Source organism: Synechococcus sp. Cu2B8-bc1011 (assembly GCF_047302735.1).
Taxonomy (GTDB): domain Bacteria; phylum Cyanobacteriota; class Cyanobacteriia; order PCC-6307; family Cyanobiaceae; genus Synechococcus_C.
Window position 1 is genome coordinate 2,131,583 of record NZ_CP138915.1, and the last position, 25,517, is coordinate 2,157,099.

31 protein-coding genes are annotated in these 25,517 nt (G+C 52.1%); 9 read left to right on the forward strand and 22 right to left on the reverse strand.

What is annotated here, in order from left to right; translation table 11 throughout:
• Position 1 precedes the first annotated feature (1 nt).
• The 6 genes from SIC18_RS10990 to hisA all read right to left on the reverse strand — a co-directional run bounded on the left by SIC18_RS10990 (position 2) and on the right by hisA (position 5,936).
• A complete protein-coding gene (locus SIC18_RS10990; protein ID WP_413429640.1) occupies positions 2 to 1,066 on the reverse strand; it encodes a hypothetical protein in 1,065 nt (354 codons plus the stop codon).
• Positions 1,067 to 1,083: 17 nt separating this feature from the next.
• Entirely contained in the window at positions 1,084 to 2,250 is a 1,167-nt protein-coding gene (locus SIC18_RS10995; protein WP_048346723.1) for a F420-0--gamma-glutamyl ligase, read from the reverse strand.
• Positions 2,251 to 2,309: 59 nt separating this feature from the next.
• Positions 2,310 to 2,888, reverse strand: coding sequence for a thylakoid membrane photosystem I accumulation factor (locus tag SIC18_RS11000; RefSeq protein ID WP_413429642.1), 579 nt, complete (start codon positions 2,886 to 2,888; stop codon positions 2,310 to 2,312).
• Between the two features lie 14 nt (positions 2,889 to 2,902).
• Complete coding sequence (locus SIC18_RS11005; protein ID WP_413430538.1) at positions 2,903 to 4,540, reverse strand: DUF3685 domain-containing protein; 1,638 nt, start codon at positions 4,538 to 4,540, stop codon at positions 2,903 to 2,905.
• 69 nt (positions 4,541 to 4,609) lie between these two features.
• The gene (locus SIC18_RS11010; RefSeq protein ID WP_048348204.1) at positions 4,610 to 5,041 is read right to left on the reverse strand and encodes a Fur family transcriptional regulator; all 432 of its coding nucleotides are present in this window, start codon (positions 5,039 to 5,041) and stop codon (positions 4,610 to 4,612) included.
• A 124-nt stretch (positions 5,042 to 5,165) separates the two neighbouring features.
• A complete protein-coding gene (hisA, locus tag SIC18_RS11015) occupies positions 5,166 to 5,936 on the reverse strand; it encodes a 1-(5-phosphoribosyl)-5-[(5-phosphoribosylamino)methylideneamino]imidazole-4-carboxamide isomerase (protein WP_048346724.1) in 771 nt (256 codons plus the stop codon).
• Positions 5,937 to 6,042: 106 nt separating this feature from the next.
• Here hisA and SIC18_RS11020 point away from each other — a divergent pair, with 106 nt between their 5' ends.
• Complete coding sequence (locus SIC18_RS11020; RefSeq protein WP_048348205.1) at positions 6,043 to 6,966, forward strand: NAD-dependent epimerase/dehydratase family protein; 924 nt, start codon at positions 6,043 to 6,045, stop codon at positions 6,964 to 6,966.
• Here SIC18_RS11020 and SIC18_RS11025 read toward each other — a convergent pair.
• Positions 6,932 to 7,480 carry a CDP-alcohol phosphatidyltransferase family protein gene (locus SIC18_RS11025; protein ID WP_413429645.1) on the reverse strand — a complete coding sequence of 183 codons (549 nt, stop codon included), beginning with the start codon at positions 7,478 to 7,480 and terminating at the stop codon, positions 6,932 to 6,934. The two genes, SIC18_RS11020 and SIC18_RS11025, sit on opposite strands and share 35 nt — an antisense overlap.
• 31 nt (positions 7,481 to 7,511) lie before the next feature.
• Between SIC18_RS11025 and SIC18_RS11030 the strand changes: the two genes are divergently transcribed.
• Positions 7,512 to 7,982, forward strand: coding sequence for a CBS domain-containing protein (locus SIC18_RS11030; protein ID WP_048346725.1), 471 nt, complete (start codon positions 7,512 to 7,514; stop codon positions 7,980 to 7,982).
• Here SIC18_RS11030 and SIC18_RS11035 read toward each other — a convergent pair.
• The gene (locus SIC18_RS11035) at positions 7,979 to 9,163 is read right to left on the reverse strand and encodes a hypothetical protein (RefSeq protein ID WP_048346726.1); all 1,185 of its coding nucleotides are present in this window, start codon (positions 9,161 to 9,163) and stop codon (positions 7,979 to 7,981) included. The genes SIC18_RS11030 and SIC18_RS11035 overlap by 4 nt on opposite strands.
• Positions 9,164 to 9,241: 78 nt before the next feature.
• Between SIC18_RS11035 and SIC18_RS11040 the strand changes: the two genes are divergently transcribed.
• A complete protein-coding gene (locus SIC18_RS11040) occupies positions 9,242 to 9,715 on the forward strand; it encodes a L,D-transpeptidase (RefSeq protein ID WP_413429646.1) in 474 nt (157 codons plus the stop codon).
• A gap of 15 nt (positions 9,716 to 9,730) precedes the next feature.
• Positions 9,731 to 10,009, forward strand: a complete 279-nt coding sequence (locus tag SIC18_RS11045; RefSeq protein ID WP_084764029.1) for a hypothetical protein — start codon at positions 9,731 to 9,733, stop codon at positions 10,007 to 10,009.
• Between the two features lie 18 nt (positions 10,010 to 10,027).
• Here SIC18_RS11045 and SIC18_RS11050 read toward each other — a convergent pair whose 3' ends face one another.
• Together SIC18_RS11050 and pdeM are read right to left on the reverse strand one after the other, a co-directional pair.
• The gene (locus tag SIC18_RS11050) at positions 10,028 to 11,578 is read right to left on the reverse strand and encodes a hypothetical protein (RefSeq protein WP_413429648.1); all 1,551 of its coding nucleotides are present in this window, start codon (positions 11,576 to 11,578) and stop codon (positions 10,028 to 10,030) included.
• Positions 11,530 to 12,255, reverse strand: coding sequence for a ligase-associated DNA damage response endonuclease PdeM (pdeM, locus tag SIC18_RS11055; RefSeq protein ID WP_413430539.1), 726 nt, complete (start codon positions 12,253 to 12,255; stop codon positions 11,530 to 11,532). Before pdeM ends, SIC18_RS11050 begins: the two co-directional genes overlap by 49 nt.
• A gap of 379 nt (positions 12,256 to 12,634) precedes the next feature.
• Between pdeM and SIC18_RS11060 the strand changes: the two genes are divergently transcribed.
• On the forward strand, positions 12,635 to 13,594 hold the full coding sequence (locus SIC18_RS11060) for a transporter substrate-binding domain-containing protein (protein WP_413429649.1): 960 nt from the start codon (positions 12,635 to 12,637) through the stop codon (positions 13,592 to 13,594).
• A gap of 8 nt (positions 13,595 to 13,602) precedes the next feature.
• Here SIC18_RS11060 and SIC18_RS11065 read toward each other — a convergent pair whose 3' ends face one another.
• A complete protein-coding gene (locus SIC18_RS11065; protein WP_413430540.1) occupies positions 13,603 to 13,707 on the reverse strand; it encodes a ribbon-helix-helix domain-containing protein in 105 nt (34 codons plus the stop codon).
• A gap of 227 nt (positions 13,708 to 13,934) precedes the next feature.
• Between SIC18_RS11065 and SIC18_RS11070 the strand changes: the two genes are divergently transcribed.
• Entirely contained in the window at positions 13,935 to 14,531 is a 597-nt protein-coding gene (locus tag SIC18_RS11070) for a PCC domain-containing protein (protein WP_413429650.1), read from the forward strand.
• A gap of 115 nt (positions 14,532 to 14,646) precedes the next feature.
• Here the strand turns inward: SIC18_RS11070 and SIC18_RS11075 are convergent, their stop codons facing one another.
• Complete coding sequence (locus SIC18_RS11075) at positions 14,647 to 14,835, reverse strand: hypothetical protein (protein WP_041427037.1); 189 nt, start codon at positions 14,833 to 14,835, stop codon at positions 14,647 to 14,649.
• Positions 14,836 to 15,161: 326 nt separating this feature from the next.
• On the opposite strand from SIC18_RS11075, the gene SIC18_RS11080 reads away from it, so the two are divergent.
• The gene (locus tag SIC18_RS11080) at positions 15,162 to 15,329 is read left to right on the forward strand and encodes a hypothetical protein (protein WP_245407332.1); all 168 of its coding nucleotides are present in this window, start codon (positions 15,162 to 15,164) and stop codon (positions 15,327 to 15,329) included.
• 166 nt (positions 15,330 to 15,495) lie between these two features.
• Here the strand turns inward: SIC18_RS11080 and SIC18_RS11085 are convergent, their stop codons facing one another.
• Positions 15,496 to 16,008: a hypothetical protein gene (locus SIC18_RS11085; RefSeq protein ID WP_048346731.1), complete on the reverse strand. Its 513-nt coding sequence runs from the start codon at positions 16,006 to 16,008 to the stop codon at positions 15,496 to 15,498.
• Between the two features lie 818 nt (positions 16,009 to 16,826).
• On the opposite strand from SIC18_RS11085, the gene SIC18_RS11090 reads away from it, so the two are divergent.
• Positions 16,827 to 17,198 (forward strand): hypothetical protein, encoded by a 372-nt coding sequence (locus tag SIC18_RS11090; protein WP_048346732.1) that lies wholly within the window; start codon positions 16,827 to 16,829, stop codon positions 17,196 to 17,198.
• Between the two features lie 191 nt (positions 17,199 to 17,389).
• Here SIC18_RS11090 and SIC18_RS11095 read toward each other — a convergent pair whose 3' ends face one another.
• The gene (locus SIC18_RS11095; RefSeq protein WP_048346733.1) at positions 17,390 to 17,731 is read right to left on the reverse strand and encodes a c-type cytochrome; all 342 of its coding nucleotides are present in this window, start codon (positions 17,729 to 17,731) and stop codon (positions 17,390 to 17,392) included.
• 135 nt (positions 17,732 to 17,866) lie between these two features.
• Here SIC18_RS11095 and SIC18_RS11100 point away from each other — a divergent pair, with 135 nt between their 5' ends.
• Complete coding sequence (locus SIC18_RS11100) at positions 17,867 to 18,355, forward strand: hypothetical protein (protein WP_048346734.1); 489 nt, start codon at positions 17,867 to 17,869, stop codon at positions 18,353 to 18,355.
• A 392-nt stretch (positions 18,356 to 18,747) separates the two neighbouring features.
• Here the strand turns inward: SIC18_RS11100 and SIC18_RS11105 are convergent, their stop codons facing one another.
• The 8 genes from SIC18_RS11105 to SIC18_RS11140 are packed head-to-tail and all read right to left on the reverse strand — an operon-like array spanning position 18,748 to position 25,512.
• Entirely contained in the window at positions 18,748 to 19,032 is a 285-nt protein-coding gene (locus SIC18_RS11105; RefSeq protein ID WP_048346736.1) for a 2TM domain-containing protein, read from the reverse strand.
• A 16-nt stretch (positions 19,033 to 19,048) separates the two neighbouring features.
• The gene (locus SIC18_RS11110) at positions 19,049 to 19,987 is read right to left on the reverse strand and encodes a hypothetical protein (protein ID WP_048348211.1); all 939 of its coding nucleotides are present in this window, start codon (positions 19,985 to 19,987) and stop codon (positions 19,049 to 19,051) included.
• A 39-nt stretch (positions 19,988 to 20,026) separates the two neighbouring features.
• Positions 20,027 to 20,923, reverse strand: coding sequence for a metal ABC transporter substrate-binding protein (locus SIC18_RS11115; protein WP_413429653.1), 897 nt, complete (start codon positions 20,921 to 20,923; stop codon positions 20,027 to 20,029).
• Between the two features lie 48 nt (positions 20,924 to 20,971).
• Positions 20,972 to 21,754: a metal ABC transporter permease gene (locus SIC18_RS11120; protein WP_048346738.1), complete on the reverse strand. Its 783-nt coding sequence runs from the start codon at positions 21,752 to 21,754 to the stop codon at positions 20,972 to 20,974.
• The gene (locus SIC18_RS11125) at positions 21,747 to 22,499 is read right to left on the reverse strand and encodes a metal ABC transporter ATP-binding protein (RefSeq protein WP_048348212.1); all 753 of its coding nucleotides are present in this window, start codon (positions 22,497 to 22,499) and stop codon (positions 21,747 to 21,749) included. Before SIC18_RS11125 ends, SIC18_RS11120 begins: the two co-directional genes overlap by 8 nt.
• Positions 22,474 to 23,862, reverse strand: a complete 1,389-nt coding sequence (locus SIC18_RS11130; protein ID WP_413429654.1) for a hypothetical protein — start codon at positions 23,860 to 23,862, stop codon at positions 22,474 to 22,476. The genes SIC18_RS11125 and SIC18_RS11130 overlap by 26 nt, the downstream gene beginning before the upstream one ends.
• A complete protein-coding gene (locus SIC18_RS11135) occupies positions 23,859 to 24,548 on the reverse strand; it encodes a TIGR03943 family putative permease subunit (RefSeq protein WP_413429655.1) in 690 nt (229 codons plus the stop codon). Before SIC18_RS11135 ends, SIC18_RS11130 begins: the two co-directional genes overlap by 4 nt.
• 4 nt (positions 24,549 to 24,552) lie before the next feature.
• Positions 24,553 to 25,512: a permease gene (locus SIC18_RS11140; RefSeq protein WP_413429656.1), complete on the reverse strand. Its 960-nt coding sequence runs from the start codon at positions 25,510 to 25,512 to the stop codon at positions 24,553 to 24,555.
• Between the last annotated feature and the right edge of the window lie 5 nt (positions 25,513 to 25,517).

Below are 25,517 nucleotides of genomic sequence, written 5' to 3' on the forward strand. Positions count from 1 at the left end.
ATCAGCGATCTCGTCCCAGTGTTGGCGTCGGCAAGGGGGGCTGCTGCGGCTGGAGACGACCCAGCATCGATTCGAGGGGACGAAGACCACTGAGCTCTCGGCTGCCAAGTTTGCGCCAGAGGCTGCGGCCGAGGACGAGCTGGGTGTGCTGCAACTGGAATCCAGAGCGCTGAACGATGGTCTGGAGACGGTCATCCTCCCCATCGACCAGAAGTTCAGGGGCTGGCTGAAGCCGGGCCAAGCGCTTCAAGGCAGGGGGTAGGGCCTCCGTGAGGCGCTCATCCCAGGCCAAACCACGCAACAGCTCAAGCCTTGGTGTGGCAAAGCCAGAGGGTCTTGCAACCAATCCTGCAAGAACTTGATTTTGATCGGAGTCGATCTGCTCTAAGAGACCGCACCCCTTGGAACCTTGATCCACCAGGTCTTGCCATTGGCGATCAAGAAGTTGCCGATGGTGCGTCGAACAACAGGCTTGCTCGAGAGCCAGCAGTTGTCTTGCAGTGCTGTTGTCGAGAGGGCGCCAACGACAGTGAGGCGGCAGCTCAGAGATGGATGCGCCTGAGAGGGAGGAAGGGTCGACCCGCCAAATCCCAAGCCTCCTCAACGGTTGAAATCCCAGTTCCCGGGACAGATCGAGCTGATCTTGATCGTTGCTGTCGCAACGGATCAACCAACTCTGTGAACGGGCGACTCCATCGCTGAGCGCCTCATGCAGCAACTGCCTGACCACCGAAATTCTGCTGGTGCATCTTGGCTCTACCCGTTCCTCGAGTTCGAGCTGCCAGCAGCTACGACGACGATTCAGAGACCGCAAAACCACCAGGGAGAGCAATTGGTCAGCTCTTGCTTCGTCTTGCTCCAGAGCAACGAGCACTCTCAGCTTGCGGAGAAGCCAGCTCTGCAGAATCATCGCCTGCGGTTGATCGGCCCATTGGTTCGATGAACTGACCTCAGCAGACGTCAACAGCAGACGCAAGTTGGCTGCGCTAAGAGCTTCCACCCGTAGAGAGCTGCCGGATGCTTGATCCACATCGCGTCCGCCGTAGGTCTTTAATGTATCGCTCACTTCGAGCAGCCGAGGATTTAGGCAGGTCGAACCAACACAAGAGGCGTGCGTTCGTTGGCATTACCAGCAGGGTTTGGCTTCAGGGCACGGTGGAGCAACGCTTCATCGCAACCACGACTGGAAGCCAGCACTTTGACCCGACCTAGATCGTTGACATCAACGATTGCCACCGACACGCCCAGAGACTCAGCGGCAGCATTGCAAAGCTCTGAGGGAGAGTCCGGACCAAGAACAATCGTTTGGTCATAGGGAGGTGTGGTGCCTGTGATGTCGTCAATGAGTCGTGCTTGATCACCAGCAAGTCGATAGAACCAACCCTTCTGACCCACGAGTTTTAAAACAAACCCCACACTCCAAGCCACCAGAACGCGTGTAGGACCGACCTGATCGATCAACGTTTGAAGGCCACAGGCTGTTGCGAGGCTGCTGGTGGGATGAAACACACGGCAGAGCAAGCGGGCGATCCAACTTGGCTGAACAGTGGAGGGGTGAGCGTATCGGCCTTGAATCACAGCAACCGGCGTTTCCCCAATCGTGAGGACATCTCCAGGCTGAAGCAGACCACTTGCGTAATGCTTCAGCACATCAACCGTGTCATCTAAAGGACCGAGCAAATGCGTCTTGATGGGTAACACCGCGCATCCATCACCCTGACGAAATGACGCATGAGCCACCTGAAGCGGTTCGGGTTGACGGGTAGGAACCACCATGCCCTGTCGACGATGTAAACGGCCAAACGGCCCATAATTCACCCACTGCACATCAACCCAAACGCTGTCGACGCGATCTTTGATCGCAACCTCTTGATCCGCACTGACTGTGAGTTTCACCTTCACCTGAGTGCTCTGACGACCTTTCACGATGTAAGCGGCCCAATACCCATCAGGTCGTGCGTGCTCATCAGGGTGCTGCGCTGTGATGCTGGTTTGGACGTTGAGTGAACTGAGGTCGTTATTTCCGAGCAATGTGGGGATCACTTCAAGTTCCGGCACCATGACTTCCATGCGCTGATGCGGATTCGTGATCGTCAACAAGCCCTCAAGAACGAGGCTTTTTGGCGTGTGTTGCACTTGCCAATCGTGAGCGCGTAATTGAAGGGGTGACGCAGGTCTGAGCCTGTGCCGCGCCTCAATCCAAAGCACACCGATGCCGAGCAGGAGCAAGATCAGCAGCAGCGTGCACATAGGAAAACGGTCAGCGGACCGGAAACAATCAAGCAGCGTAAAGCGTTCCCGTGGATTGATCAGCGCGAGAGCACTTCTGTATTGAGCTCGTTGAAACTGATGGTGGTGCTGCCCTGGGCAGGTGCCTCAATTCCAGTGGCTGCGCTGATGGCAGCGTTGATGGCTTCAAGAGGAACCTGTCCGTCCTCATCGAGCAGGACATTGCCCTTTCCATCGATCACCACAACCTGCGGGATCGTGCCATGCCAATAGGTTGCTGGTTCGGATGGGTCTTGGCTGTCCTCACCTTGAAAGGCATCGGTGGTAAACGGCAGAAGATCCAGCTCACGTCCCCACAAGCGCTGAAGTTCAGACACAACAGGGGAAAAAATCTTGCTGTTGCTGCTGTCATCCAAGTAAAAGACGATCACGCTGGTGCGTTCGTTCTCTAAAGCGTCTTTCAGGGTTGTCGGAGGTGGAACAAGCGACCCATTACCTGCATACAGCGCAAAAATATTGCCGTCATAACTATCGGTGTCCCTAGCTGCCTCGGAAGGGCTTGCAAGCAGCAGCAAACTCAACCCCACAGCGATGAGAGAACGCAGGACCGGGCGCATGATGCTGAGCAGAGGCATGGTGCTGAACAGTGGAAGCAGCATTCTGACCGCTTGGATCAGCTGCGGTTGAAGCTGCGGCCCATTCCTTGAGCGATGCCTCGACCCACCAGTCCAATGGCCCGACCAATCACTTGGGTGAGAACAACCGCCAGCAAATCACCCACTCTGCGGACGAGAAGTTGAACCTGAGGAGCCAGGGCATCCCGCGCTTCTAGCAGAAGAGCAACCTGTTGTTGCCACCAGCCAAGACGATGCAACTCTTCGTCTCTGGGTTCGGTTAGCAGCAACGGTGCAATCGTTCCATTGTTGAGTTGATAGAGAAGCCGCTGGCTTTCGTAGAGGCGAATCGGACGTTGAATCCAGGTTTGCCAACGAGACTGGGTATTGAGTTGGTTGCGTAGACGTTCCAGCTCTCTGGTCGAGATCAACCGTTGCTCTAACAGATAGCGCCTCAACTCAGGCCAATCTCCACAGACGCCAAGTAACTCAGAGCCAATCAGTTCCGCTGTGCGCACCAACCAGTTGCTCACCAACGTTTCAAGCTGCAGCAAGGCGCGGGGATCATCGGCTGGCAACAGCTGTCCATCGACCAAAACAGGCTGGTTGTCAAGGAAAGGAGCCAGCATCCGCTTCGGATTTGGCAGTTCCTCATCCATGTCTTCGAGCTCGGTATTGAGAAGCAGGTGATCGGCCACACCGCTTAATTCCTCTCCCATGGGAAGGCGGACGTAATGACCCGCCATCGTGCATAAAGCCTGCTGACGCAATTCAGGTTGCAGAGCCTGCCAGTGCTCCGAAAGAGCCTGATCGGATCGCTTTTCGACGCAAGCCTGCTGATCGAGGCGCAACCTTTGCAAAACTGCATTGAGCTGATCCAAAAGGGCAAGCAAGAGCTCGCGTCGTCTCTCAGGCTGAAGACCTTCAATCGCCAGCATCTGACCGGTCGCGTTGCTGAGACCTCCAGTGACCGCCGTTTCAAGGCGTTGATGAATGGCGTTCCACACCGCAGCACCATTTCTCTCCTTTAACTGAATCGAAGTTCCTGGAGGTTCACGGAAGGGAGACGATTGTTGGAGGGGAACAGAAGCTTCAAGCCCCAATTGCAATGGACCCCAAAGCCAGAGCAACAGCTGACGGGCACTGCGCAATTCACGACAACGTCCCTCCAGCATGAATCGCAGCATCGGATTCTCTGGTGGTGGGTTCAACAGGACCTCGATCAAGCGCAGGTCATGATTGATTTGTTGAAGCCCAGTCATCAACAACCAAGACCCAAGTCCTGGTGACTGGACAGGTTCAAACAACTCGGACGAGGGGTGCGACGTCAATTCGACCACCCTGCCCCCAGAGAGCAGCGTCTCAATGCTCTGCTGCAATTGCGTGAGATCAGGGTCTTGAAGCAATCCCGCGCAGTCCAGGGAAAGAAGATCAGTGGGATCGCAAGGGAGGTTCGCGGGGAGCAACAACAGCAGAGGAGCTGATCCCCAACGGCTTTGAAGCTTGATGACTTCGAGCTGAAGAAGGGCCGGAGATGCAACCGTTTCAATGGACCAGATCACAAGATCAGGTTGTCCATCCAGCTGATCTGTTGAAACAGAGACCACTATCTCTTTGTTGCCAGCCAGCCCCGACAAAAGTGATTCAGCAAGCAGATTCCTTGCGATAAGCAAAATCTTGTTTGGAATCCCGTTCACCGCTGTAATCCGTTCCACACGAATGATCGCAAGGAATTGGTGCAGGAGCAAATGCTCCTGCAAGAATCATCAGCGCCCATCTAACTCTCTAGGCCGTCCACTGAGTTGAAGGGTGTAGGCCTCAATTGTGTAACCAGTGCGCTCCTCGATTTCCCGCACGAGTTCATCAGGCAGTTGAACATCGAGATCCTCAATGCGTCCAGTCTCGAGGCAGGTGAGATGACTGTGGGGGTCACTTCGGTAGCCGTAAAGGCGACCACTGGCCCGATCCAGACATTCGATCACCCCAGCTCTCTGGAGAGCTTCGAGGTTTTGATACACCGATGTATGCCCAATTCGTCGACCTTGATCATTCAACTTTTCAAAAATATCTCTGGCGCTCAAATGGCTGGCTTCAGTCCAAAGCAGATCAAGAACCATCCGCCGCTGCTGACTGAGGCGCATCCCAAGCTTTCGGCACAACTCAAAAGTGGCTTGGAGTCCACTGGATGCAGCGGACAATTCCGAACGTTGATTCCTGCTATCGACCGCCACTAATGCAACTTTATTAAACGCATCTTAAAACCCTATTCAAGACTTCGTTGAACACAAGGAGCATCCAGGGTTCCAATGAATTCAATTCGTATCAAGCGATCGTGCTGCTGTGATCACTCAGAGGGTCTTGCAGACGTCCCTCACCAATCGCCTGGATAGCTTCATGCAAGTCGACGCGACCATCGTAGAGCGCTCGACCCACGATGACTCCCTCCACACCCAACGGTTCCAGGGCTAGGAGCGAAAGCAGATCTGCCATGCACCCCACGCCTCCAGAGGCGATGACGGGCACCTCACTCGCTTGAGCCATGGCACGCAATGCTTCCAGATTCGGACCAGCCAACGTGCCATCCGTTGCAATATCGGTGCTGATAATGGCCGCGATGCCCGCCGTACTCAAATGCTGAGCCAGAGCCGTGGCCTCCACGTCGCTCTCTTCCACCCAGCCACGCGTGGCGACAAGCCCATTGCGTGCATCAATGCCCACCACAATTTTGTGAGGGTGGCGGCGAGCAAGGGTCCTCACCAACTCGGGGTTCTCAAGCGCCACGGTGCCGAGAATGACCCGATCCAGTCCACAACTGAGCAGCTCTTCAGCCCGCTCCAACGACCGCACTCCGCCACCCAGTTGCACGGGAATCGATAACTCTTTGGCAATCAAGCGAACCGCTTGATCATTGATGGGCTGACCACTGCGCGCACCATCGAGATCCACCAAATGGAGGCGGGTTGCACCCTGTTTCACCCAGTGTTGAGCCTGTGCAAGTGGATCGTCGCTAAAGCGAGTGACCTGGTCGTAGTCACCCTGATGCAGACGAACACAGCTTCCCTGCAACAGGTCGATGGCGGGGATGATCTCCATGACGCCCGTGGCACGTTTCTCTCTCCCATCCTGCAGGCCAGGGGGTCAAGCTTCATGCCTGCGGTTGAATGGGCGCGCTTCAATGGCTGGGTTGAGCGCCTTGCTGATGAAGATTCTCGTAATGGGTGGCACCCGCTTTGTTGGGAAGCCATTGGTCGCAAGGCTTCAGGACCAGGGGCATGCACTCACCCTGTTCACACGAGGTCGCCTTCCCTCACCCGACGGAGTGGAGTCAGTTCAAGGAGATCGCAGCGTTGATGCCGATCTCGAACAACTCAAGGGACGCGGCTTTGAGGTCATCATCGACAGCTCGGGACGCACTTTGGACGACAGTCGTCGCGTCTTAGCGATGACAGGCGCCCCCACCCATCGCTTTCTATACGTGAGTTCCGCCGGGGTCTATGCCGCATCGACGCAATGGCCGTTGGATGAAACAGCTGAGATCGATCCCGCCAGTCGACATTCCGGCAAGGCTGACACCGAACAATGGCTCCAAGAGCAGGGGATCCCCTTCACCAGCTTCCGTCCCACCTACATCGTGGGGCCTGGGAATTACAACCCAGTGGAGCGCTGGTTCTTTGACCGAATCGTGAATAATCAGCCGATTCCCCTTCCAGGATCAGGAGACACCATCACCCAGATCGGCCATGCAGAAGACCTTGCTGAGGCGATGGCTCGCTCGCTTGAGGTGGATGCAGCTTGCAATCGGATCTACAACTGCAGCGCAAGCCAGGGCATCAGCTTCCGCGGCTTGATCGAAGCGGCAGCCGTGGCCTGTGGGCGAGACCCTCAAAGCTTGGATTTACGACCATTCGACCCCAGTGGACTGGACCCCAAAGCGCGCAAGGCCTTCCCTCTAAGGCTGAGTCACTTTTTGACCGACACCACCAGGGTCAGGCGTGAGCTGGCTTGGGCGCCGCGGTTTGACGCTTGTGCCTGTCTTGTTGACAGTTATCAACGGGAGTACAAAGACCAACCCACATCCAATCCAGACTTCAGCGCTGACCAGGCTTTGATCGGTAAGGCTTGAGATACCCCCAAGCTGACCACAAAGCCAAAACCAACGAGGGCCAAAACAAACCCACGCCAACCACTCTTAAAGCTTGAACGAGTGCTGGATCTCCCCACAACGGGGGCCAAAGCATGAGGGCAAGGCTGAGGAATTGGAGGATTGTTTTCGCTTTACCTGCAGCGGATGCTGGTGCCCCATCACTGCTGTCACCACGCCAGCCAGAGATCAGCAATTCACGGGCCAGCAAAAGCCAAACCGCCCAGACCGGAAGGATTCCTTCTGCCGCCAACCAGATCAGCGGTGCGCTGATCAACAACTTGTCAGCGAGAGGGTCAAGCCGGGCACCCCAGGTGCTGCCACCGTCGGCACGTCTCGCCAACCACCCATCCGCTGCATCGCTCCAGCCTCCAAGCAACAAGAACCACCAGGCCAACGCGTCGTATTGCAACGCCAAAGCGAGAAGAAGCGGGAGTCCCATCAGGGCTCGCGCCAGGGTGAGTCGATCGGCCCAGAGGCGCCATGGAGAGATCAAGGATCAGAATGCATTGAGATGCGTGGATTCCATGGTGCTTCAGCAGACGGTCAAGGAGGTGATGTCATCCCCCGTATTGACTGTGACACCAGAAACGTCATTAAAAGATGCCGTGAGTCTGCTGAGCGATCACCACATCAGTGGCCTGCCGGTGGTGAATGAGAGCGGCCTTCTGATCGGTGAGCTCACGGAACAAGACCTCATGGTTCGTGAAAGCGGAGTCGATGCCGGCCCCTACGTGATGCTTTTGGACAGCGTGATCTATCTGAAGAACCCGCTCAACTGGGACAAACAGGTTCATCAGGTCCTTGGCACCACTGTTGGCGATCTGATGGGACGTGACCTTCACAGCTGTTCAGAAAGTCTCCCTCTTCCCAAAGCAGCATCGTTACTGCATGAGCGCAGCACCCAGCGACTGATTGTGGTGGACGACAACAAACACCCCGTGGGTGTGCTGACACGGGGTGACATCGTCCGAGCCCTAGCCTCAGGGCAGCCTTAGCGAGACGCGAGTGGCTTGATTCGAATCGCCACAGGCTTGATAAAACGGAACTCCACCAGATCTCCGAGCGCTAGCTCATCAAACACTTTTCCAGGCATTCGCTTGCGGACGTCGAGATTGTGAATCTTCCCGAATGGCCCGCGAAGACTCAAGGTGCGATCGGTCCGCGAAATCCTCACCACTTCGGCACTGCCTGTCACCATCGCGACGCGAGTGCCCTTGGGAACGGGACCAAAATCGCCTGCAATTTCAACATCCTGGCGCTCAAAACTGAGGGCTTTGTTCGTGGCAGGTCGAAGGTCAACCACCAACCCATCCAGGATGTCGATCGCAATCTCTGTTCCTGGACTCAACTTCAAGCTGTTGAGGTCCACAGCTGAAGTCACAAGAAGGTTGTGGCCTTCAGGGCCTTCAATTTCCAGCACCTTCTGATCTGGAAGAAGGCGGGTCACGGTTGCGTGGAGATGGGTGATCTCAAACGACTCAAGAAGTTCCGCCTTCAGGGTGGATCCTGAACGAAGCAGATTGGCCTTTAAGGGTGCCGTTAGAGCAGAAGGGCGGCTTGCAGAGCTAGCTAATTTGCGAACGTCAACAGCGATGGGCTGCACCAACCGGAAATCAACGAACTCGCCAACGTTCAAATCCTCAAGAGGATCATTTTCTGGGGTTCTTAAAACGTCGAGATTATTGATACCTCCAAACGGACCCATCAGGTACAGGCTTCCATCCTGACGGTCAAGCTTGACCACCCTTCCCGTACCTGAGGCAAGGGCAACGCGCATTCCTTTCTTCAATCTCCCCATGTCACGAGGAAGAATGATGTCTTCACGACTAAAGCTCAAATCTTGATCTTGGCTCGGCTCAAGGTCGATCAACAATCCATCGAGAACGGACAGGCTGACCTCATCTCCAGGCTCTAAACCAAGGGGCGCTAGATCCAGACCAACCGTATAAACCTCGGTGTGCCCTTCTGGATCAACAATTTCGATCACTTTTTCTTTGGCCAGAGCTTCGCTAACAGTGCCTGTCAGCTCCGTCACCTCAAAACCAGCCAGTTGCTCTTCATTGAATCCAGCCAGAGCACGCTGGGGGCAGATCACAGCTGAAGCCAGCAAGGTGCAGATCAGCAGCACTCGGCCATGGAGTTGTTGACGGGTCTTCTGGCGCGATGTGCGGATCATTGGTTGGTGATCAAACGTGCAGAGACGGTAGCTCCCTATTTTAATGAGTCAAAATACGCACACTTTTGCTTGCGGCGCATGTCAAGTTCCTGGATACGCCGAGTGGCTCTTTGCATCGGTCTCGCGGTGGTTGCTTCGTCGACGCAGCTACCAGCCCGCGCTGAGAAGAGCATCGAAATCAGCTTGAAGGATCGTTATTTGAAGCTGCTGGATTCCGGGGTTGTGGTCGCTCGCTATCCCGTTGCCATTGGAGCGCCTGAATCACCAACGCCAGCAGGGAGCTACGAGATCACCCGCATGGAAGATGCGCCGGTGTATCACAAGAAAGGAAAGGTCATCGCACCTGGTCCCAAGAATCCTGTTGGAGTGCGTTACATGGCCTACTTCCAGCTTGGATCCGGTGAATACGCCATCCACGGAACAGCCTGGCCCAACTGGGTCAATCTCAGAGCTGCTGTCAGTCTTGGCTGCATTCGCATGCTCAACAAAGACGTGATCACCCTGTTCAATCAAGTGGACGTCGGAACTCCCGTCGTTGTGACATCCAAATAAACCCACCATCAAGCCATGCGTTTCAATCCACTCCTGTTGGTTGCGATTTCAGCTTGCATCGCCGCCCCCGTTCAATCTCAAAGCGCATCCGGCCGAGAGATGCCAGAACAACAATTTTTAGATCAAGTTGAAGCCCCTGGACATGTTCTGATTTCAGCCCGTGGTGCTGACGCGGTCAACGCTGAAGCCAGGCGCAAAGGCCTCAAGTTTCCAGCTGTGGGCTATTGGTCTCCCGACGACGTGTGTTTCAGCAAGCCACCCAAGGGAGATTGCAATGGATTGTTCACCCGGTGAAGCGCATCAAGAGAGCGATCAAGGCAAGGGTGGAGGAGGGAGCACCGGTGGAGGTGGTGCTCCGTAAATGATGCTCGTCTCGTCCTCCGCTGACGACGCCGATTCCTGCTCCTCAACCCCTGATGTTGGTGGGATGGGTTCAGGCCAGGCGTCAGGATCCTCCGGAAGGATCTGATCCTCCTGCAGCAAGACGGGCGGAGGCAGGTCGGGAGGAAGATCGAAATCCCATGACGGAGACTCAGCCGCTGAGTTGAGCGGCTCCTCCAGTTCGGTCTCTACGTCCGACCGTTCTCGGAGCACGAGTGGGTCGGCGGTAATCGGAGGTTCCCGCAGCGGTTGCCTCATCGGCACCTTTTTGGTGACAGGGGTGGTCTGATTGTGATCGAAACGTGGTGTGCGCTTAGGCGCCCAGATCATGCGCGCAACTGGCTCAACACCTTGCTCCATCACACGGTTCAAACCAGCCAAAGCACGATCCATGAGCTGCCCCCCATAGAAGAACGCACAGTCGGATGCACCATCACAGCGCTTGCTAGACTCGATGCGTCTGGTCAAATCAGCCATCATCCCTCCTTCCAGTGGGACTCGACGCTTACTCAGCCGGAGTAGGTAGGGGACATGCACAAAACTGGTGGCGCCACCACTAATCCAGTTGGCATCCTCTTCGGTGAAACCTTTCACTCCAGGAATTATCAGACGACTCTTCGAGGCGTGATCAGGCATATAAGCCGCCACAAGACCCCGCCTGCGTGCAAGATCCTTCGTTTGTTCAAGAGTGAGACCGTCTTTACTCATCAGCATTTCAATTCGACCATCGGCCTTCAAGCCATAGACCATCCGAATCCGTGGCAGGTAATAACGAATCCGTTGCCCCATGCTGATGCTGTAAGCCCCCTTGTAGCTCTCAGGTGGCTCCTCAAGGTCGTTGTAGATGCTGTGCAGCCCCCCCACAAACATGTCGTAGGTGTTGGCGCGATCGGGAGTTAGCTCTCCATATCCAAAATCAACGGTTCCATCCTTGAGGATGCCGATAAAGGCACGTTGTCTTGAGGCCGTGCGATTGCGACCACGCCACACCCTGCTACCAAGCTTCAAATCACCAAGGGGAACGGTGATTTCCTGACCAAATTCATCAATATGCCGCTCATACATCGGTCCTGAGACGTAGGCGAGAGCAGCAGTGTCTTCAAAGGCATCCTGTTCACGATCCCAACCTTCCAGGAGGCCTAGCCGCACATCGCGAGGGTCGAAATCAAGTGCATACACCTCATCATCGGGTTGATAAGCAAAAGGCCCCGCCACAGAGTTGGAGGTTTCAGTGGGCTCGGGCTCGGTTGCGATCTCCTTTTTATCGGGATTTCCAGGCGCCAGAGCTATCAAACCCGTGAAGACCGTGACAGGAAGCACCACGATCAGCCAACGCTTGCGCCAAAGGATCGAACGCTGGGGCTTTGATTTGGGCTTACGCCTCTTCTTCTTCGAAGAGATCTCTGCAGCAATCGCTGTCGTCCGATTGCGAATCACCGGACCAGCCTTTTTTTTCGAGCTCGGGATTCTGGGTTCTGCCAAGGAACAATGGTGCCCTCAGCCACCAACCATTTGCGGTCAAGCTGATCGCATTCTTGCCCTCCCGTCAACTCACCAAAGGCCGGAATCAACAATCTCGCCTCAGAAGAGTCGTAGGCAAAGCAGGGAAGACGAAGGCGATCACTCCCAGAGCTGAGGTTCGCAACAGGATGAAGGTGGCCGCAAATATTAAGCAAACGATCGTGTTGGCAGAAAGAAGCGGGTGCATGCTCCGGTTCATGGCTGAGCCAAAGTTGCCCGAGGCGATAACTCGGTTGCTGAATCAAACCCAACATGCGGCAGTGACGATCATGGTTGCCACCTACCAGGGTGATGGGGCAACCAGTGAGCTCAGGAAGTGCCGCCAGCGTCTCGCGAAGCGAGGAGGTCAACCCAAGGGGGCCGTGGACGAGATCCCCAAGGATGATGAGCGTCTTGGGCTGTAGCCGTTCGCAGAGGTCAAGCAACGGATTCAACGTGCCGCGATCCCCATCACTAGGTAAGGGAATGCCATGGGCTTGAAACACTTCGGCTTTGCCCAAATGCAGATCGGCAATCAAAAGCTCATGCCCTTCAGGTCGCCAGAGAGCCTTTTCAGCAAGAAATTCAAGCCGCTCCTGCTGCCAGCTCCAGCACAGGCCATACCCTTCTCGCCGAGGTTCACCGTGTCTTGGCTGGATCAACTCTGATTTCACAAGATGCGTCCGCAACGACAACCTGGTCGCTTCAGGATGCCGATCATCGCTAAGACGAGGAGTCAGGGCACTGTTTGATTGCAATTATCACGCAGGTGTTCCCTAGAGAGTTCCCTCCAGACAGGCGTAATGAGAGTCTTTGAAGGATGACGCATTAGAACGATGACCCTGGCATTGCTATTTGCCCTCCTTGGATCGCTGATCGCCATGGGATTCATTATTCGTCGCCTCGAAAGGGGCTGATCAGGCCGAGGTTGTCTTGTTACGTACGCTTTTGCTCACAGGAATCGTCCTGATTTCACTCCCCATTCAGACAGTCGCTAAAGAGTTGCGGGTGGGAGTGAGTGGATCTCCTCCATTTGTCATGGATGAGGATGGCAAACTGAGCGGGATCAGTATTGAAATTTGGAAGGACGTTGCAAAGCGTCTCGATCAACCCTACAAATTTGTTATTCAGCCAAACACCAATGCGAATGTAAAAGCTGTTGCTGATGGCAGTGTTGATCTCGCGATCGGTCCAATCAGCATTACTCCAAACCGATTAGCGAATCCAAAAATTGATTTTACGCAACCGTATTTTCATGGCTACGAGGGCTTACTGATCCCTCAGAAACCCCCTGGAATCATCACACGTTTACGTCCATTTATTGGCTGGGCTGCGTTGTCATCAGTCGGCATCCTTGTTTCGCTTCTATTTATTTTTGGAAATCTGATTTGGCTGGCTGAGCGACGCAAAAACACGGAACAATTTCCACGCCAATATCTACATGGCGTTGGGAACGGAATGTGGTTTGGGCTGGTCACACTGACCACAGTCGGATACGGAGATCGAGCGCCACTTTCAAGAACTGGTCGCACTATTGCAGGAATTTGGATGGTGATGTCACTTATGGCAGCCTCATCAATCACAGCAGGACTGGCTTCAGCATTTACCTTGTCTCTCGCAGAACTGGCTCCTTCAGCAATTCGAAACAAAGCAGATTTAAGAGGAAAAAAAATCGCCGTTGTAGAAGGGACTACAAGCCTTAGATGGGGGAAATTATACGATATCAATCCGGTCTTAACAAAGAATTTAAACGAAGGAATCAATATTCTAAAGCAAGGAAAAGTCGAGGGGGTTATTTTTGACGCAGCACCTCTACGCCACTACCTCAAAGAAAACGAACTAAGCAAATTAAAACTAGCAAACTTTCCATTGGCTATTCAGACCTATGGCTTCGTACTGCCGATGGGCAGCCCATTAAGAAACCCACTCAATATTGAGTTGTTAGGCATGGAACGCAACGGTGAAACACAAAGAATTGAAAGCAATTTATTAGATTGAGCACTCTTTTACCGAATAACAGTGTGACGCCTTAAACCATCCTCTATCAGAAATGTTGCCAAACTGCTACAGCTCCTCCCTTCCTTAAGGGCTTGTTGTTTGAGCCGGCTCATAATGCCAGCAGGAAGAGTCACGTTGAGACGCTCAGACGTGGCCGACTCGGCCACTTGGCCTGCACTGATTGAAGAGTCCACAGGAGCCAGCTGATCCTGCAACTCATGCAGAAGACTTTCTAAAAACGACACGTTGACGTTACGCCTAAGGTACGCACGCGTATCGTAGCAATGGATCAGGTTCGGGTTAGTCTTCTTAGTGCAAAAAGGGAAGGCCAACTCGACGAATGGATACGCTGACGCTTCATCTTGAGCCAGGCCAAGACCTACTGCGATCCGTTGCTGAGGTAGCCCAAGAGAAGAGGATCAGCGGATTTTTATTAGGAGTTGTTGGAAATCTATCAAAGGCATCCTTTCAATGCCCTGGACGAGATAAGCCAACAGTTCTAGAAGGTGAACTTGAAATCATCACCTTAAATGGAACCTTTGATGCAGATGGAGTTCATCTCCACTTAAGTCTTTCTGATGGTGCATGTCAGGTTTGGGGAGGCCATCTCGAACCAGGCTCACTGATAATGAAAGGCGCAGATCTTCTACTGGGGGTTCTCAAACAGGGTCAAGAAGCAGGACAACGAGCCAAAACACGGCTAGAGATCGCAGTGCTGCCAGGATGTCCATGGTGCGACAGTGGGCTGCGACTCTTAGAGGCCTACAAGATTCCACACAAAGTCATTACTGTAGATAATGACCTCACCTTTCAACAGTGTCAGCAACGAAGTGGGATGAATACCTTCCCACAAGTGTTTATTGATGGAGCCACGGTGGGTGGTTTCGATAGCCTGGAAAAGCTGCAACGTTCAGGCGAATTGCTCTCACTAAAATAAGTGATCAATCATCAAATCTAGATGTCAAGTCAACGACCAGTGTTAACGATCAAGAGTTGAGTGCCTGAGCAAGATCGAGGCCCCTTGGCCTAATCATTTCACTTAAGTTCGATCGTCACTTCTCTCTAAACTGCTGCTTTTCATGGAGCAACTCAGTTTCTAATTGATGAATCAACTTCGTGACAAGCGCCTGAAATTCGGGCTGGCAACCACGAAATGCAGCTTTGTGGCGAATCGGCTCGTTTCGCGTTCGTAGATCCGTCAGCATCAGCTGCAAGGCATCAATTTTTGCTGTGAAATTCATGGCTGAGCTTGTCACACAAAAGAGGCTATGACACCGTTGGGATCTTGAAAAGCATTTGTAACCGAAGCAGGGGAATAAGGCCTAACAAAAGAAAGCCAGTCAACCAAGGGAAAAGGAAAGCTGAATCTGAATCACAAATCTAAGATCAACAGACTCGTTAAATCAGCAAAAAGCCAGAATTAAATCAACAAGAACATGATCCAGCAGCGATCAGATAGTCGGCGAACCAACGATTAAATAGTATAATCCAACCACACAAGACGCACACTGCAGGGTTAATATCCCCAGGAGAGAACAGTCAATGCCCAACCGATGCTGCCCGCGCTGTGGATCAACCTCCCTTCGGGCTGATCGCTCCCTTGGTGGACGCATCGTTTGCACTAGTTGTGGTGCTTCAGTGGGTCAAGGACAAATCTATAGAGCCAATCAACAGTCATTCCGCACAGCCAACCGCCAATGGATTTGGTGGACACTTGGACTGGGAACATTGTTGATGATAATCATCGCTCAATCAAACTAATGTAATTCACAAAAACAAAATCAGGAGTTGAAAACTAAATCAGTTCAATCTGCAAAGGCAGGCAACAATTTATTTAATAACCTAGAGATTTGATAGAAAGCACAAAGAAACATTCAGTCAAGTTTTGATAGATTAAGAAATCAGAGGACAGTGAAATATCTCCATGGAATACCAAAGGTGGCCAATGCATGACCGTTGTCCCCCGTATCTACAGGAAAAACTGCTGCAATCGCCAATTCGTCATCCTCAAAACAGGTCCGAGATTTGACAACAAAACTTGCCAAATCATCAGCACCCCACATCAAGGTTCCCGCTTGTTTTTCTTCTTGATAGTCATCAAACACAACTGAAAACTCTTTTCCATTCTGGCCATTTAGCATTTGATCGATAGCGGCATCAGAACCACGGTCAGGATATAGATCAAATAACTGACGCATCAAAGGGTGATCAATCTTGGTGGAGACACGCAAAACATTACCCAAACTTCCAACAGATGATTGAGTTAACACAGGTGGCTCTTGTCGAGCATCAATGACAGCTACTGGAAGGTTGAAGTCCCAGACCAGGCGCTTTTTCACGTCAGCAGCAATCACCGCCAGAGGATCAGCCAACTCCTCCACCAATCGTTTCACTCGGTCTTCTGAAATGGTCATGGGTACAAATTAACAGTTAAAAACGACAACTGAGCAAAGCAACGAGGCTCAGATCGCTCAATGGCAACAAAGGAACAAATACAAAAAATATAAGCGATCAATTTACAACAGAAAGGAGGCCTCAAAATCAATGCACCTCGCTCAGAACAATTAGGTATCCAGTACGAATCAATCAATCAATCAATCAATCAATCAAGAGAGAACGGTCATCCGAGCCATCAATACTTTCTAAACAGCTCAGAATCAGGAAATCATATCGGCAATCCCAAAAGGGGAGCATGCCTTAACCACAAAATCAAAACACAAGCATTTGTCGATAAAAACAACTTAGAAAGAACAAGTCGATTGACAATCAGATGCCATCTCTAATAATTTTAAAAATCAAACAAGTGAATCTGCATACATCCACATCGCAGTCATCACGCCTACAGCAATGGTGATCATCAGCACGCTCATGCTTATGGTATTGAAACGAATACGCCTTTGAATTTCAGCCATAACTTTTACCCTGAAAGCTCACATGACAATACGACGAATAAAAGTCTGTGACGAGTTCTTATTATTCCTTCGTGAAAGAGATATCTCGGTGGATCATCTACGGCATAAAATCCAGTGAGACCAAAGGATCTCAAGGATTGCAAGCAAAGCCGTGTCCGCCGAACAGATGAGGGAGAACGTGCGTGCATTGAGCAGTAATCAGCAAAAGAAACGGTTCCAGGAAGGAACGCACCATCAATGGATCGCATTCAATGCCAACCAGCCATGGCCACTAGTATGGATTTAACCGTGTGTAGAATTTGCCGAGCACAGATAACGGAATGCAGGCACTCATCCGTAAAAAGCAGGCTTTTTTAATTACGCTGCTAACGGGAATAACACTATTGAATCCTGCATCTGCAGACAACAAAAAAAGTCAAGATTGGATTCAGATTGGACTGTCAGAAGAGTTCGAAGAGATCTCTATCAAAAACATCAGAAAATTGGGCAACAAAGAGTTCTCGTATCAGAACAAAGACAATACAATTATTCTTGTAAAATGCGATGACGAAAAAATCCTAGTACGATATTGGTACTTTACCAAGATTGAAAGCACTAACCCTAGAGAATCCACTAGAAAGATGCAGTGGCATAGGGCAGAACCTAAATCACAAACAGAAATAGAGAGCGAGTTCGTATGTGATTACGGCTAAAGCGCAAGAGATTAACTCCATAGGCTTGTTTCACTCATCAAAAATCGAACAAAGCGAATCAAATGATGCCTCCAACAGGAGGAAGAGGAGCTGAAACCCACAGTTGACGTTAAAAAAAATCCTCTACTCCTTGAAGAGCAGAGGATAGAAAAAAACAACGATAGGCTTTTAAGAAAAAACCAGACCTGCTATCAAGACCAGCCTTTCACCGATTGAGATTCAACATAAGCGGCAACATCACTGATATCGTCGCTTCCAAGTTTGGAGCCAAAGGCGGGCATACCGTTTTTACCGTTGGTGACTTGGTAAACGATGGCCGACTCATGACCATCGTTGTAATCAGTCAAGTAGGCCTTCAGGTCATCCTGCTTCAAAGTGCGCTGGCCATTCACCACATTCCCTCCACCCATATGGCATGCAGCGCAATTGGCTGAAAACACCTGCTCTCCATGGGCAACATCTGCAGCAAAGGCAAAGGAAGGCATCATGAACCCAATGAGGGCAACCAAAGCGACTGAAATGATGTGACGCATGACTCAAATTAATGACACATAATTCTCCTTCAAATGAGACCATTCCATGCCCGCTGAGATAGAGCTTTATTTTTGTTTTGTAAAGTCAGAGCCAAAATCGAACAAACTGACTGTTGATCCTTGATCGACTAAGCCATGTTTCGAACTGTGCACTCCGCACTTTTCGCCTTCGCACTGGTGGCCTGCTTCGTTTTTGTTCCGTCCACAGCGATCGCTTGCGTTGAAGGCTTGGCTTGGGGGATGCCCCAATCAGAGATCAACGACCACCTCGATGGGGCGGCCATCAGACAGGAAGACCTCAACCATCAACGTTTGATCGCACGCAACGTCCATCTCGATCAATTACCTGTTCCTCAGCTCACATTGGATATGAACGATCAGGGAGGACTTGAATCACTGGCCTACGAATTCAGCATGGATGACATGACAGAAGTTCTTGCTGGTTTAAGGGCTCGGCACGGCAAGCCCATCAGCACATCGATTCAAGAAGCTGACTATGAGGATCAGCTCTGGGTTTGGAACACAGGTGAAGACCTGATCACAGCCGTGAAGCGAACGAGCGGGACTGTCCAAAAATTTCTGATTGGCTACCGACCAAGCCGACTCAAACCTGAAATGCTTTAAATCCCAATCGATTTCGCAGCATCAAGAACATTAGCCAGCATTGTGGTCGTTGCTTAAACCCCTTGAAAAGAGATAGTTGCTTGCAAAGCCCAAACGAAAAAGTCTGAATCAGCCTCTCATCCCCTTCAAAGGTTGCTATCAATTCAAAGAAGATGCGGTGCCATCAGCTGATGAGCGATTTTTTTCACTTTCTGGAAAGCTGGAGATGGCCTATAGCAATCGTCCTTTCCATGTATTTTGTGAGTCGTGCCCTCATCATGGTTGCAAGAATGGGGATCCGAGTTGAAATCTTCACGCGTCTACCCATTCTTGTAGGAACTGGAAGAGAACCCATCAAAGCAGAAGTGGGAAAAGTGCGGATCTAAGAGACACACACTTAAGACATCTTCGTTTCAGAGTCTCTCGATCTCTCGATTGATCTCCGCTTCACTAAACGAGTGACGATGGGGATGAGTGATTTTCCAGCCTTGAATCAAGAGTGCGATCCCCCAGCCGAAGAGAGGGTAGATCGGCCAGAAAAATCCAAATCCAGTTAAAGACCACACCACAATCAAAAGACCATTGACCCAGAGGTAATTGATCACCTGATGGCGATAGGCCCTCTTGCGGCTGAGACGGCTAATAGCTAGATGACGAGAGTCATGATCGTAATCAAACGTATCTGAAGATCTAGTCATTGCAGAGGAATTAAAATTAGAAGCTAAAGCTAACACCCGTACCAATATGATGCTGCCAACCTATTCCCCAACCACCTGCTTTGCGCTCATCGGTGCTGTAGATAGGCTCCCAATGAGCAAATAAGACGACTTGGTCATTAATCGGATATTCAAGAGCAATTTCTCCACCCCAGTCAGTTCGTTGCGATAGACCTGAATAGTCTCCTGGAGTGTAAAAACGTGGTCCTCCCGTGAGAGTCACATTTAACAAATCAATGTTGAAGCCAAAACCAAGCCATGTATCAGTGTAATTACCTAAATAGGTTCCGTCACTTTCCCATCCACTACGATTTTCAGCTGAAATAAAGATGCCATCTGCAATTGATTCCAGCCCGTCACCCAGTGCAAAATTTAGATCACCATCTCCAAATGCATAAGCTAGTTTGGCGCCAACTTCATGCTTCAGCCCCTTAGTATCTTCAGCGATACTGGAAGTGACGTAGTAAGGCTTCCAATCAATCGATATAGAGAAACGATCATTGGGCTGATATCTGGCTGCTAAATAAGCTTTTGCATCAACCCTTCGAAAGGGTGCACCTGATTCTTCCTCTTCTTCCTCTTCACCTTCTTCCTCAATTTCAACCCTTCCATAAAAGTGCTCCGCTTCCCCGTAAACAGCAGCAGGTCCGATCAGTGCTTCAATCGCAAAAGCACCATCGTTCTCGAGCCCCCACTCAAAAACACCTCCAAACTGAAGATCAATAGCGTAATGCCTGGGTTCACCTTCTAGGTTGTCTTCTAGTCCTGCATGACCTTCGATGGTCAGGACGGGCGAAGCTTTAAATTCTCCAGCTTCTAATGATTCACCACCTGCAGCGCCATGAGCTCTTACGGCTGTAAAAGATGAAGTAGAAACGACAAGAAATGCAGCCGAAGCACCAATGCGAACGAGTGGTCGAATGAATGATGAAAACATGAAATTGATGAGATAAGGATGCAATAGAATGAACGCTAATTATTTAATAGAGGACCATTGCTTTTGCAATCTGCTAGCAGCGGCTTCATTACAACTACCACCTTGAGCCACTACAAAAATACAAACATTGCTCGTAGCTGTTTGCACCAAACTTTTCCCTGGGGCTTGACCATCAGCAAAAAGAGATTGCTTTGCTATTGGAACCCCGCTGCTACGACTAATCCGTCGCATCGTTTTAGAGGGAGGAAGTGACTCAGGGAAAATGGCCTTGCTTCCAGATGCTTTGATCGACTTGCTAATCGCTGACAAGCTGGAGGGTCGCAAGGTCCCACCAGTGGTGTAGTCATCCAGAACGGGAAGCTCACGAACGCCGTAACGGTTAGCCAAGAAAGAAAAAGCTCGATGACCGGTCACAAGGACGCGCTGCTGTTCTGGAACAGTTGCGACCTGTTGACCAATCCATCCCCCAAGAGAGGCAAGAACGCGATCGGCCTTCGCGCGACGCTGATCAATCTGAGTCTCACCATTGACATCAAACAGCGGTTTCAAACTCGATGCCACGGTATTAGCCATGGCAATCACATTGGCTGGATCATGCCAAATATGGGGATCTTTTAAAGAGTTGTTGGGGACAGCAATATTTCCAACTTTGACAACATTCCCAGGGGTTCTGATTTTATTTAACGCCGGCGTGAGGTTGTACCCGTTCAAAAGCACAATTTTAGCTTTCGCAAGATTTTGACGATCAGCTGGACGCAACGCCAAGGTGTGGGGATCTGACCCTGGTTTGATCAAACAGATCACTTTTGCTTGGTCCCCCACCAAGGTGCGCGTGAGATCGCAAAGGATCCCATCGGCGGCCACCACGGTTGGAGTCGCCACATTTGAAGCCGCAAGCAGGAGACTTGCCAACGGTAAGGACGCGGGCAGGGGCACTTAAGAAGGATGAATTCAGCGGAATGATAATCATTCTCAAATATTTGTCTAGGTCTTTCTCCAGGCCAATGGGCAAAGCAAAACAACGCACGCCACGCCGATTAACGGTCCTGGCGGGAGATTAAGAGGCAAGGCCAAAAGGAAACCTCCGCCACTCAGGGCCAAACCCACCACAGCTGCCTGGACCATCGCCGCTCGAAGACTTCTCACCCGACGAAGCCCTGGAAGAACGGGAGCACACAGCAAACCAATCACCAAAATCACTCCCACTGCTGCCATTGCACTAACAATCACCACAGCCGTTACCGCAGATAGGGCAAGCCGTAGACCTCGCACTGGTAATCCCGCCGCCGCCGCACCCTCTGGATCAACGCCCAAATAGACAAGCTGCCGATAGCGAGTACCAAGAAGCAAAGCAACAGCAAGGCAAGCAAACATCACCCGACCCACGTCGAGCCAACCCACCGTGAGCAAGTCACCAAACAGCAAGGCCTCGAGGTCCAGGCGCAAACTCAGCAAGGGGATGAGCAAGACTCCGAGCCCAAGAAAACCAGCGAGCACGGTATTGATGACAGCTTCCTCATTCAGCTTCGAGCTTCGCTGCAATCGTTCCGCCAATAGAGAACCAAGAATGCCGCTGATCACGCCCCCCACTGCTGGGTCAAAACCAAAGGCCACCGATAATGCCAATCCTGGAAGCACGGCATGGGAAATGAGGTTGGCCTGAAGAACGCGGCGCTGGGTGACTAAGAGAGTCCCTGTGACAGGACACAAAATCCCCACCAAAAGTGCCATCAACAGAGGCAACAACCAAAAAACGATCTCATCCACAGTGATGATTTCCCGGATTGACCAAACCTTTGAGAGCGCGTCTCACCTCAGCAGGAGGGCCATCCGCAAGAACCCGCCGATCAACCACGATGACGCGGTCGTAGGAATCAAGCGCCTCCCCCCAGTCATGACTGCTCACCAGCAAGGTATGCCCGGTATCAGCCAACTGCCGCATCAGCAGTAAAAGCTGATCCCTGGAAGGAGGATCGATCGCCGCACAGGGTTCATCGAGAAGAAGCATGCGAGAGGGTTGAACAAGCGAACGGGCCAGCAATGCACGTTGCTGTTGTCCACCCGAAAGAGCATCAAGGCGTCTGTTCGCAAGATCAGCAATCCCAACACGTTGCAATGCTGCCTCCCGATCGCAACATCCAAAAGAGCGGCTATTCATCAAGCCAAGATCCACAAGATCACGCACGCTGATGGGGAACGACCAATCAATCCGACTGCGCTGAGGCATCAACACCACCCGTTCACGACATGTCTCGATCGGATCCCCATCGCAGTAAACCGAGCCACTTGAAGGATGCAGTTGCCCCTGAAGTACATGCAGAAGTGTGGATTTACCGGCTCCATTCGCGCCAACAAGCGCTGTCAATGTGCCTGAATGCAGCTTCAGTGAGACGTTTTCAAGCACGACGCGATCGCCGTACTGCACATCGACACCCTCTGCTCTCAGGACTGGCTCTTTCAAGATCGAACCGTCAAGTTGGCTCAACCTATCGACGGACCTGATGAAATTCATCCAAGTCACCACCGGCCGGTAACCATCGTGCCAAGACAACTTGAGGCTTAAGAAGCTCAAACTCCAAACTGCTGCCATCAATTAGGGCAGCTCGGCGTTTGGCACCATCCCCATCTGTCATCACTGTGAGAAGACGATTCGTGGCGGGATCCACATCAAGTACCGCTCCTGAAGCCAAATACCATCCAGGGAAATACCTGCGCTTAAGCACTGATCCAGAGCTATTCACAAGCAGTAGTTCATCGCGAAGAGTGGGCGATGCATCACGAAGAACAATCCAAATTTTTTCGCCCCGGTTATCGCAAGCCGTTGCCATGACCCCCTCCTCCCCCAACCAAACCTGGCGTGGGGGCTGTCCAGGAATCACCAGCTCTATCGATCGTCGATAATCAGGCCAATTCCTTAACAAAACCGCGCGACCGGAGCCAGAACAAAACGACTTAAGTTCCCGACTTCCAGGAAGGCTTTGTGGAGAATTCCCTGTTTTTTTAGGGTTCATTGGCAGGAGGTCAAGACCTTCATAGGAAGGAACAACCAAGCCACTTCCATCAGGAAGAAGACGGATCGGGCCTGCAACCTCCAGATCGAGATCACGACGCTTGGCATTAGCCGAACGAATCCAGGTTCGGTCACTACCAACTTCAATACCGCCAACTTGCACAAGTAATTCCCCGCGCTGATTACTACTTAAATGTGCAAACAAAAGTGATCCAGACGCCAATGATTGGATGGCACCTGGAAGAGGATCTGCCAAACCTTGCGCTTGATCGCTGATCGCCCGAGGCCTGAGTTGGCGGAGCAACACCTCCAGCTTGGATGGATCGTGATCAGTCACGAAAGCAACGCCCTCTCCATTGCCAAGAGGCTCGATCTGAAGAATCCGCTGCTCGACAGACGACAACGGCAACCAACTGCCATCCTCACGACGCAATTTCAACTGCTCTCCGTCCTCCTCGACCATCACCGCCAAGAGATAAGAACGAGGGTCCCACCAAATGGAACGGTTTGGCAGTGCAAGGCCCCGTTGATCACGCCCGGCAAGAACAAGCTTCTGGGGCGAACGAATCAGGGCACCAGGATCGAGGAGCAAACGAAACTGGTCCTGCTGACCAAACCACTGATGGGGCTGATGAGGCAGAAGGCGACTGTTTTCAGCCACCGACTTACGGTCCATCGCCCGACTAAAGCGCACATCAAGAGCTGCAGCGCCTGAACGAATGGATTGAATCGCGACGGATCGCAAACGCGGGGGACGACGCAACAAAATCTGCTGCTGGATCAAAGCGACAAGACCCAAGCCCATCAAAGCGATGCTCAAGAGTCGAACCTTGCCAGTGGATGAGCCAAACCCCGTTGAGCTCATGGTTCCAGAGGCCGCTCAGGTCGGGGGATGGCTGTAATTGTGCTGGGCTTCACCACATTGATGAGCAGTCCATCCCTCATCTTTGTCGTCATCGTTCCCTCGATCGCCAGCCATTCATCCGGCTTCGGATCCGCGGTTGCAGGCCAGTCAATTGGAAGACCAGCAGGAGTTGCATCAGCCAGACAGCACCGCACCGTGAGGCGGGCGAGCTGGGGTTGACTCCCTCGTCGTTGAAGCACAAAGCCACTAATCCGCACGGGATCTCCTGCATGCAAATTGGGGTCGGGTTGACTGCGCAACAACCGCACCCATTCCGTCAACGTGCGTTGTTCTGGCGGAAGGAAAAAACTCAATCGCGGCGCCTCAGGCAAATTTTCACTGCGATTCGCTGCCAAATCACTGAAGGAAGGTGATGGGGGAAACAACAAAACCAAACAGGCCACCGCGATCGAAATCAGCCAACTCAGAGGCGCTAACGGAGTTTTCAAGCGTGAAGCAAAGCGCAGCTGAACAGCACCGAGCACCATCAGAACAAATCCAGCAATCGCAACCACCGGGTGGAACAACGCATTGAGAAGCAGATCCAAACGAGCGGACACAGTGCTCCAGACCAAGACCCATCCCCAAAGCAACAAAACAAGGGGGGGAAGATATCGCGTTTGTCGAATTCGGTTCAGACGTGGCATCGCGTTACAACAGCACAAGATTGACCCACTGGCCGATCAATAAAACGAGCAACGAGGCTGCAACTGCGGTGATGGCAATGGCTCGCGTTGAAAGAAGCACAGTGAACAAGCCAGCAAGCTTGAGGTCGACCACTGGACCGAGAAGCAGAAAGGCCAACAAGGCTCCAGGCGTGACCTGGGCGGCAAAGCCAAGGGCAAGAAATGCATCAACGCTGGAACAGACCGAAACCACCAGTGCCAGAAGCATGAGAGCTAGCACCGAAACGGTTGGGCCTGAACCCAAAGCCAACAACCAACTGCGCGGCAACCAAGTTTGAACCGCAGCAGCGAGAGCACAACCCAACACCAGCAAGGTGAGCAGGCTCAAAAATTCACGCGTGCTGTGTTGCAGCAGCTCCGCAGGGCGAAGCGGAACCGCTTCCAGCCGAGGTTCAGAATCATTGATGTTCAATCCAACCAGCCCACTTCGACGTTCAAGCAGTCCCACACGCGAGAGGGGTTGGCTCAGTCTTCGCTCCTCGAGCAAGGCAGACGCCAACAAGCTGGATTCAGGCAGCAACCCCAAAAGAGCACTGAGCCCGATGGCAATCAGAAAAGCACCCATGGGTCTCCCCCAAAGCAACCAGGTCTGATCAGGGAAAGCAGCCCAAGTACTGGCTAAGACAATTGGATTGAGAACTGGCGCTGCGAACAAAAAACCAAAACCGGTGCCCAACGGTGCTCCGCTAGCAAGCAGACGTCTGGCAACTGGAACGTTCCCACATTCACAGGCGGGCAACGCGAAACCGAGCAAGGCTCCAACCACTGGAGCAAGCAGGGGATGGCGTGGCAAACGCTTGATCCATGTTGACTGGGGGACAAGCCATCTCGCCAAACCAGCAATCGAAACGCCCAGAAGTAAGAAAGGAAGCGCTTCGATTAACAGACCTTGAAAAATGGCCCAGCCAGTGGCGAAACGTGTCATCAACG

Coding starts and splice junctions, on each gene's coding strand:
- SIC18_RS10995 (WP_048346723.1), bottom strand. CDS start 2,250: ATGTGCACGCTGCTGCTGATCTTGCTCCTGCTCGGCATCGGTGTGCTT.
- SIC18_RS11000 (WP_413429642.1), bottom strand. CDS start 2,888: ATGCTGCTTCCACTGTTCAGCACCATGCCTCTGCTCAGCATCATGCGC.
- hisA (WP_048346724.1), bottom strand. CDS start 5,936: ATGGAGATCATCCCCGCCATCGACCTGTTGCAGGGAAGCTGTGTTCGT.
- SIC18_RS11020 (WP_048348205.1), top strand. CDS start 6,043: ATGAAGATTCTCGTAATGGGTGGCACCCGCTTTGTTGGGAAGCCATTG.
- SIC18_RS11030 (WP_048346725.1), top strand. CDS start 7,512: ATGGTGCTTCAGCAGACGGTCAAGGAGGTGATGTCATCCCCCGTATTG.
- SIC18_RS11035 (WP_048346726.1), bottom strand. CDS start 9,163: ATGATCCGCACATCGCGCCAGAAGACCCGTCAACAACTCCATGGCCGA.
- SIC18_RS11040 (WP_413429646.1), top strand. CDS start 9,242: ATGTCAAGTTCCTGGATACGCCGAGTGGCTCTTTGCATCGGTCTCGCG.
- SIC18_RS11045 (WP_084764029.1), top strand. CDS start 9,731: ATGCGTTTCAATCCACTCCTGTTGGTTGCGATTTCAGCTTGCATCGCC.
- SIC18_RS11060 (WP_413429649.1), top strand. CDS start 12,635: ATGGATGAGGATGGCAAACTGAGCGGGATCAGTATTGAAATTTGGAAG.
- SIC18_RS11065 (WP_413430540.1), bottom strand. CDS start 13,707: ATGAGCCGGCTCAAACAACAAGCCCTTAAGGAAGGGAGGAGCTGTAGC.
- SIC18_RS11070 (WP_413429650.1), top strand. CDS start 13,935: ATGGATACGCTGACGCTTCATCTTGAGCCAGGCCAAGACCTACTGCGA.
- SIC18_RS11075 (WP_041427037.1), bottom strand. CDS start 14,835: ATGAATTTCACAGCAAAAATTGATGCCTTGCAGCTGATGCTGACGGAT.
- SIC18_RS11085 (WP_048346731.1), bottom strand. CDS start 16,008: ATGACCATTTCAGAAGACCGAGTGAAACGATTGGTGGAGGAGTTGGCT.
- SIC18_RS11090 (WP_048346732.1), top strand. CDS start 16,827: ATGCAGGCACTCATCCGTAAAAAGCAGGCTTTTTTAATTACGCTGCTA.
- SIC18_RS11095 (WP_048346733.1), bottom strand. CDS start 17,731: ATGCGTCACATCATTTCAGTCGCTTTGGTTGCCCTCATTGGGTTCATG.
- SIC18_RS11100 (WP_048346734.1), top strand. CDS start 17,867: ATGTTTCGAACTGTGCACTCCGCACTTTTCGCCTTCGCACTGGTGGCC.
- SIC18_RS11105 (WP_048346736.1), bottom strand. CDS start 19,032: ATGACTAGATCTTCAGATACGTTTGATTACGATCATGACTCTCGTCAT.
- SIC18_RS11110 (WP_048348211.1), bottom strand. CDS start 19,987: ATGTTTTCATCATTCATTCGACCACTCGTTCGCATTGGTGCTTCGGCT.
- SIC18_RS11125 (WP_048348212.1), bottom strand. CDS start 22,499: ATGAATTTCATCAGGTCCGTCGATAGGTTGAGCCAACTTGACGGTTCG.
- SIC18_RS11130 (WP_413429654.1), bottom strand. CDS start 23,862: ATGAGCTCAACGGGGTTTGGCTCATCCACTGGCAAGGTTCGACTCTTG.
- SIC18_RS11135 (WP_413429655.1), bottom strand. CDS start 24,548: ATGCCACGTCTGAACCGAATTCGACAAACGCGATATCTTCCCCCCCTT.
- SIC18_RS11140 (WP_413429656.1), bottom strand. CDS start 25,512: ATGACACGTTTCGCCACTGGCTGGGCCATTTTTCAAGGTCTGTTAATC.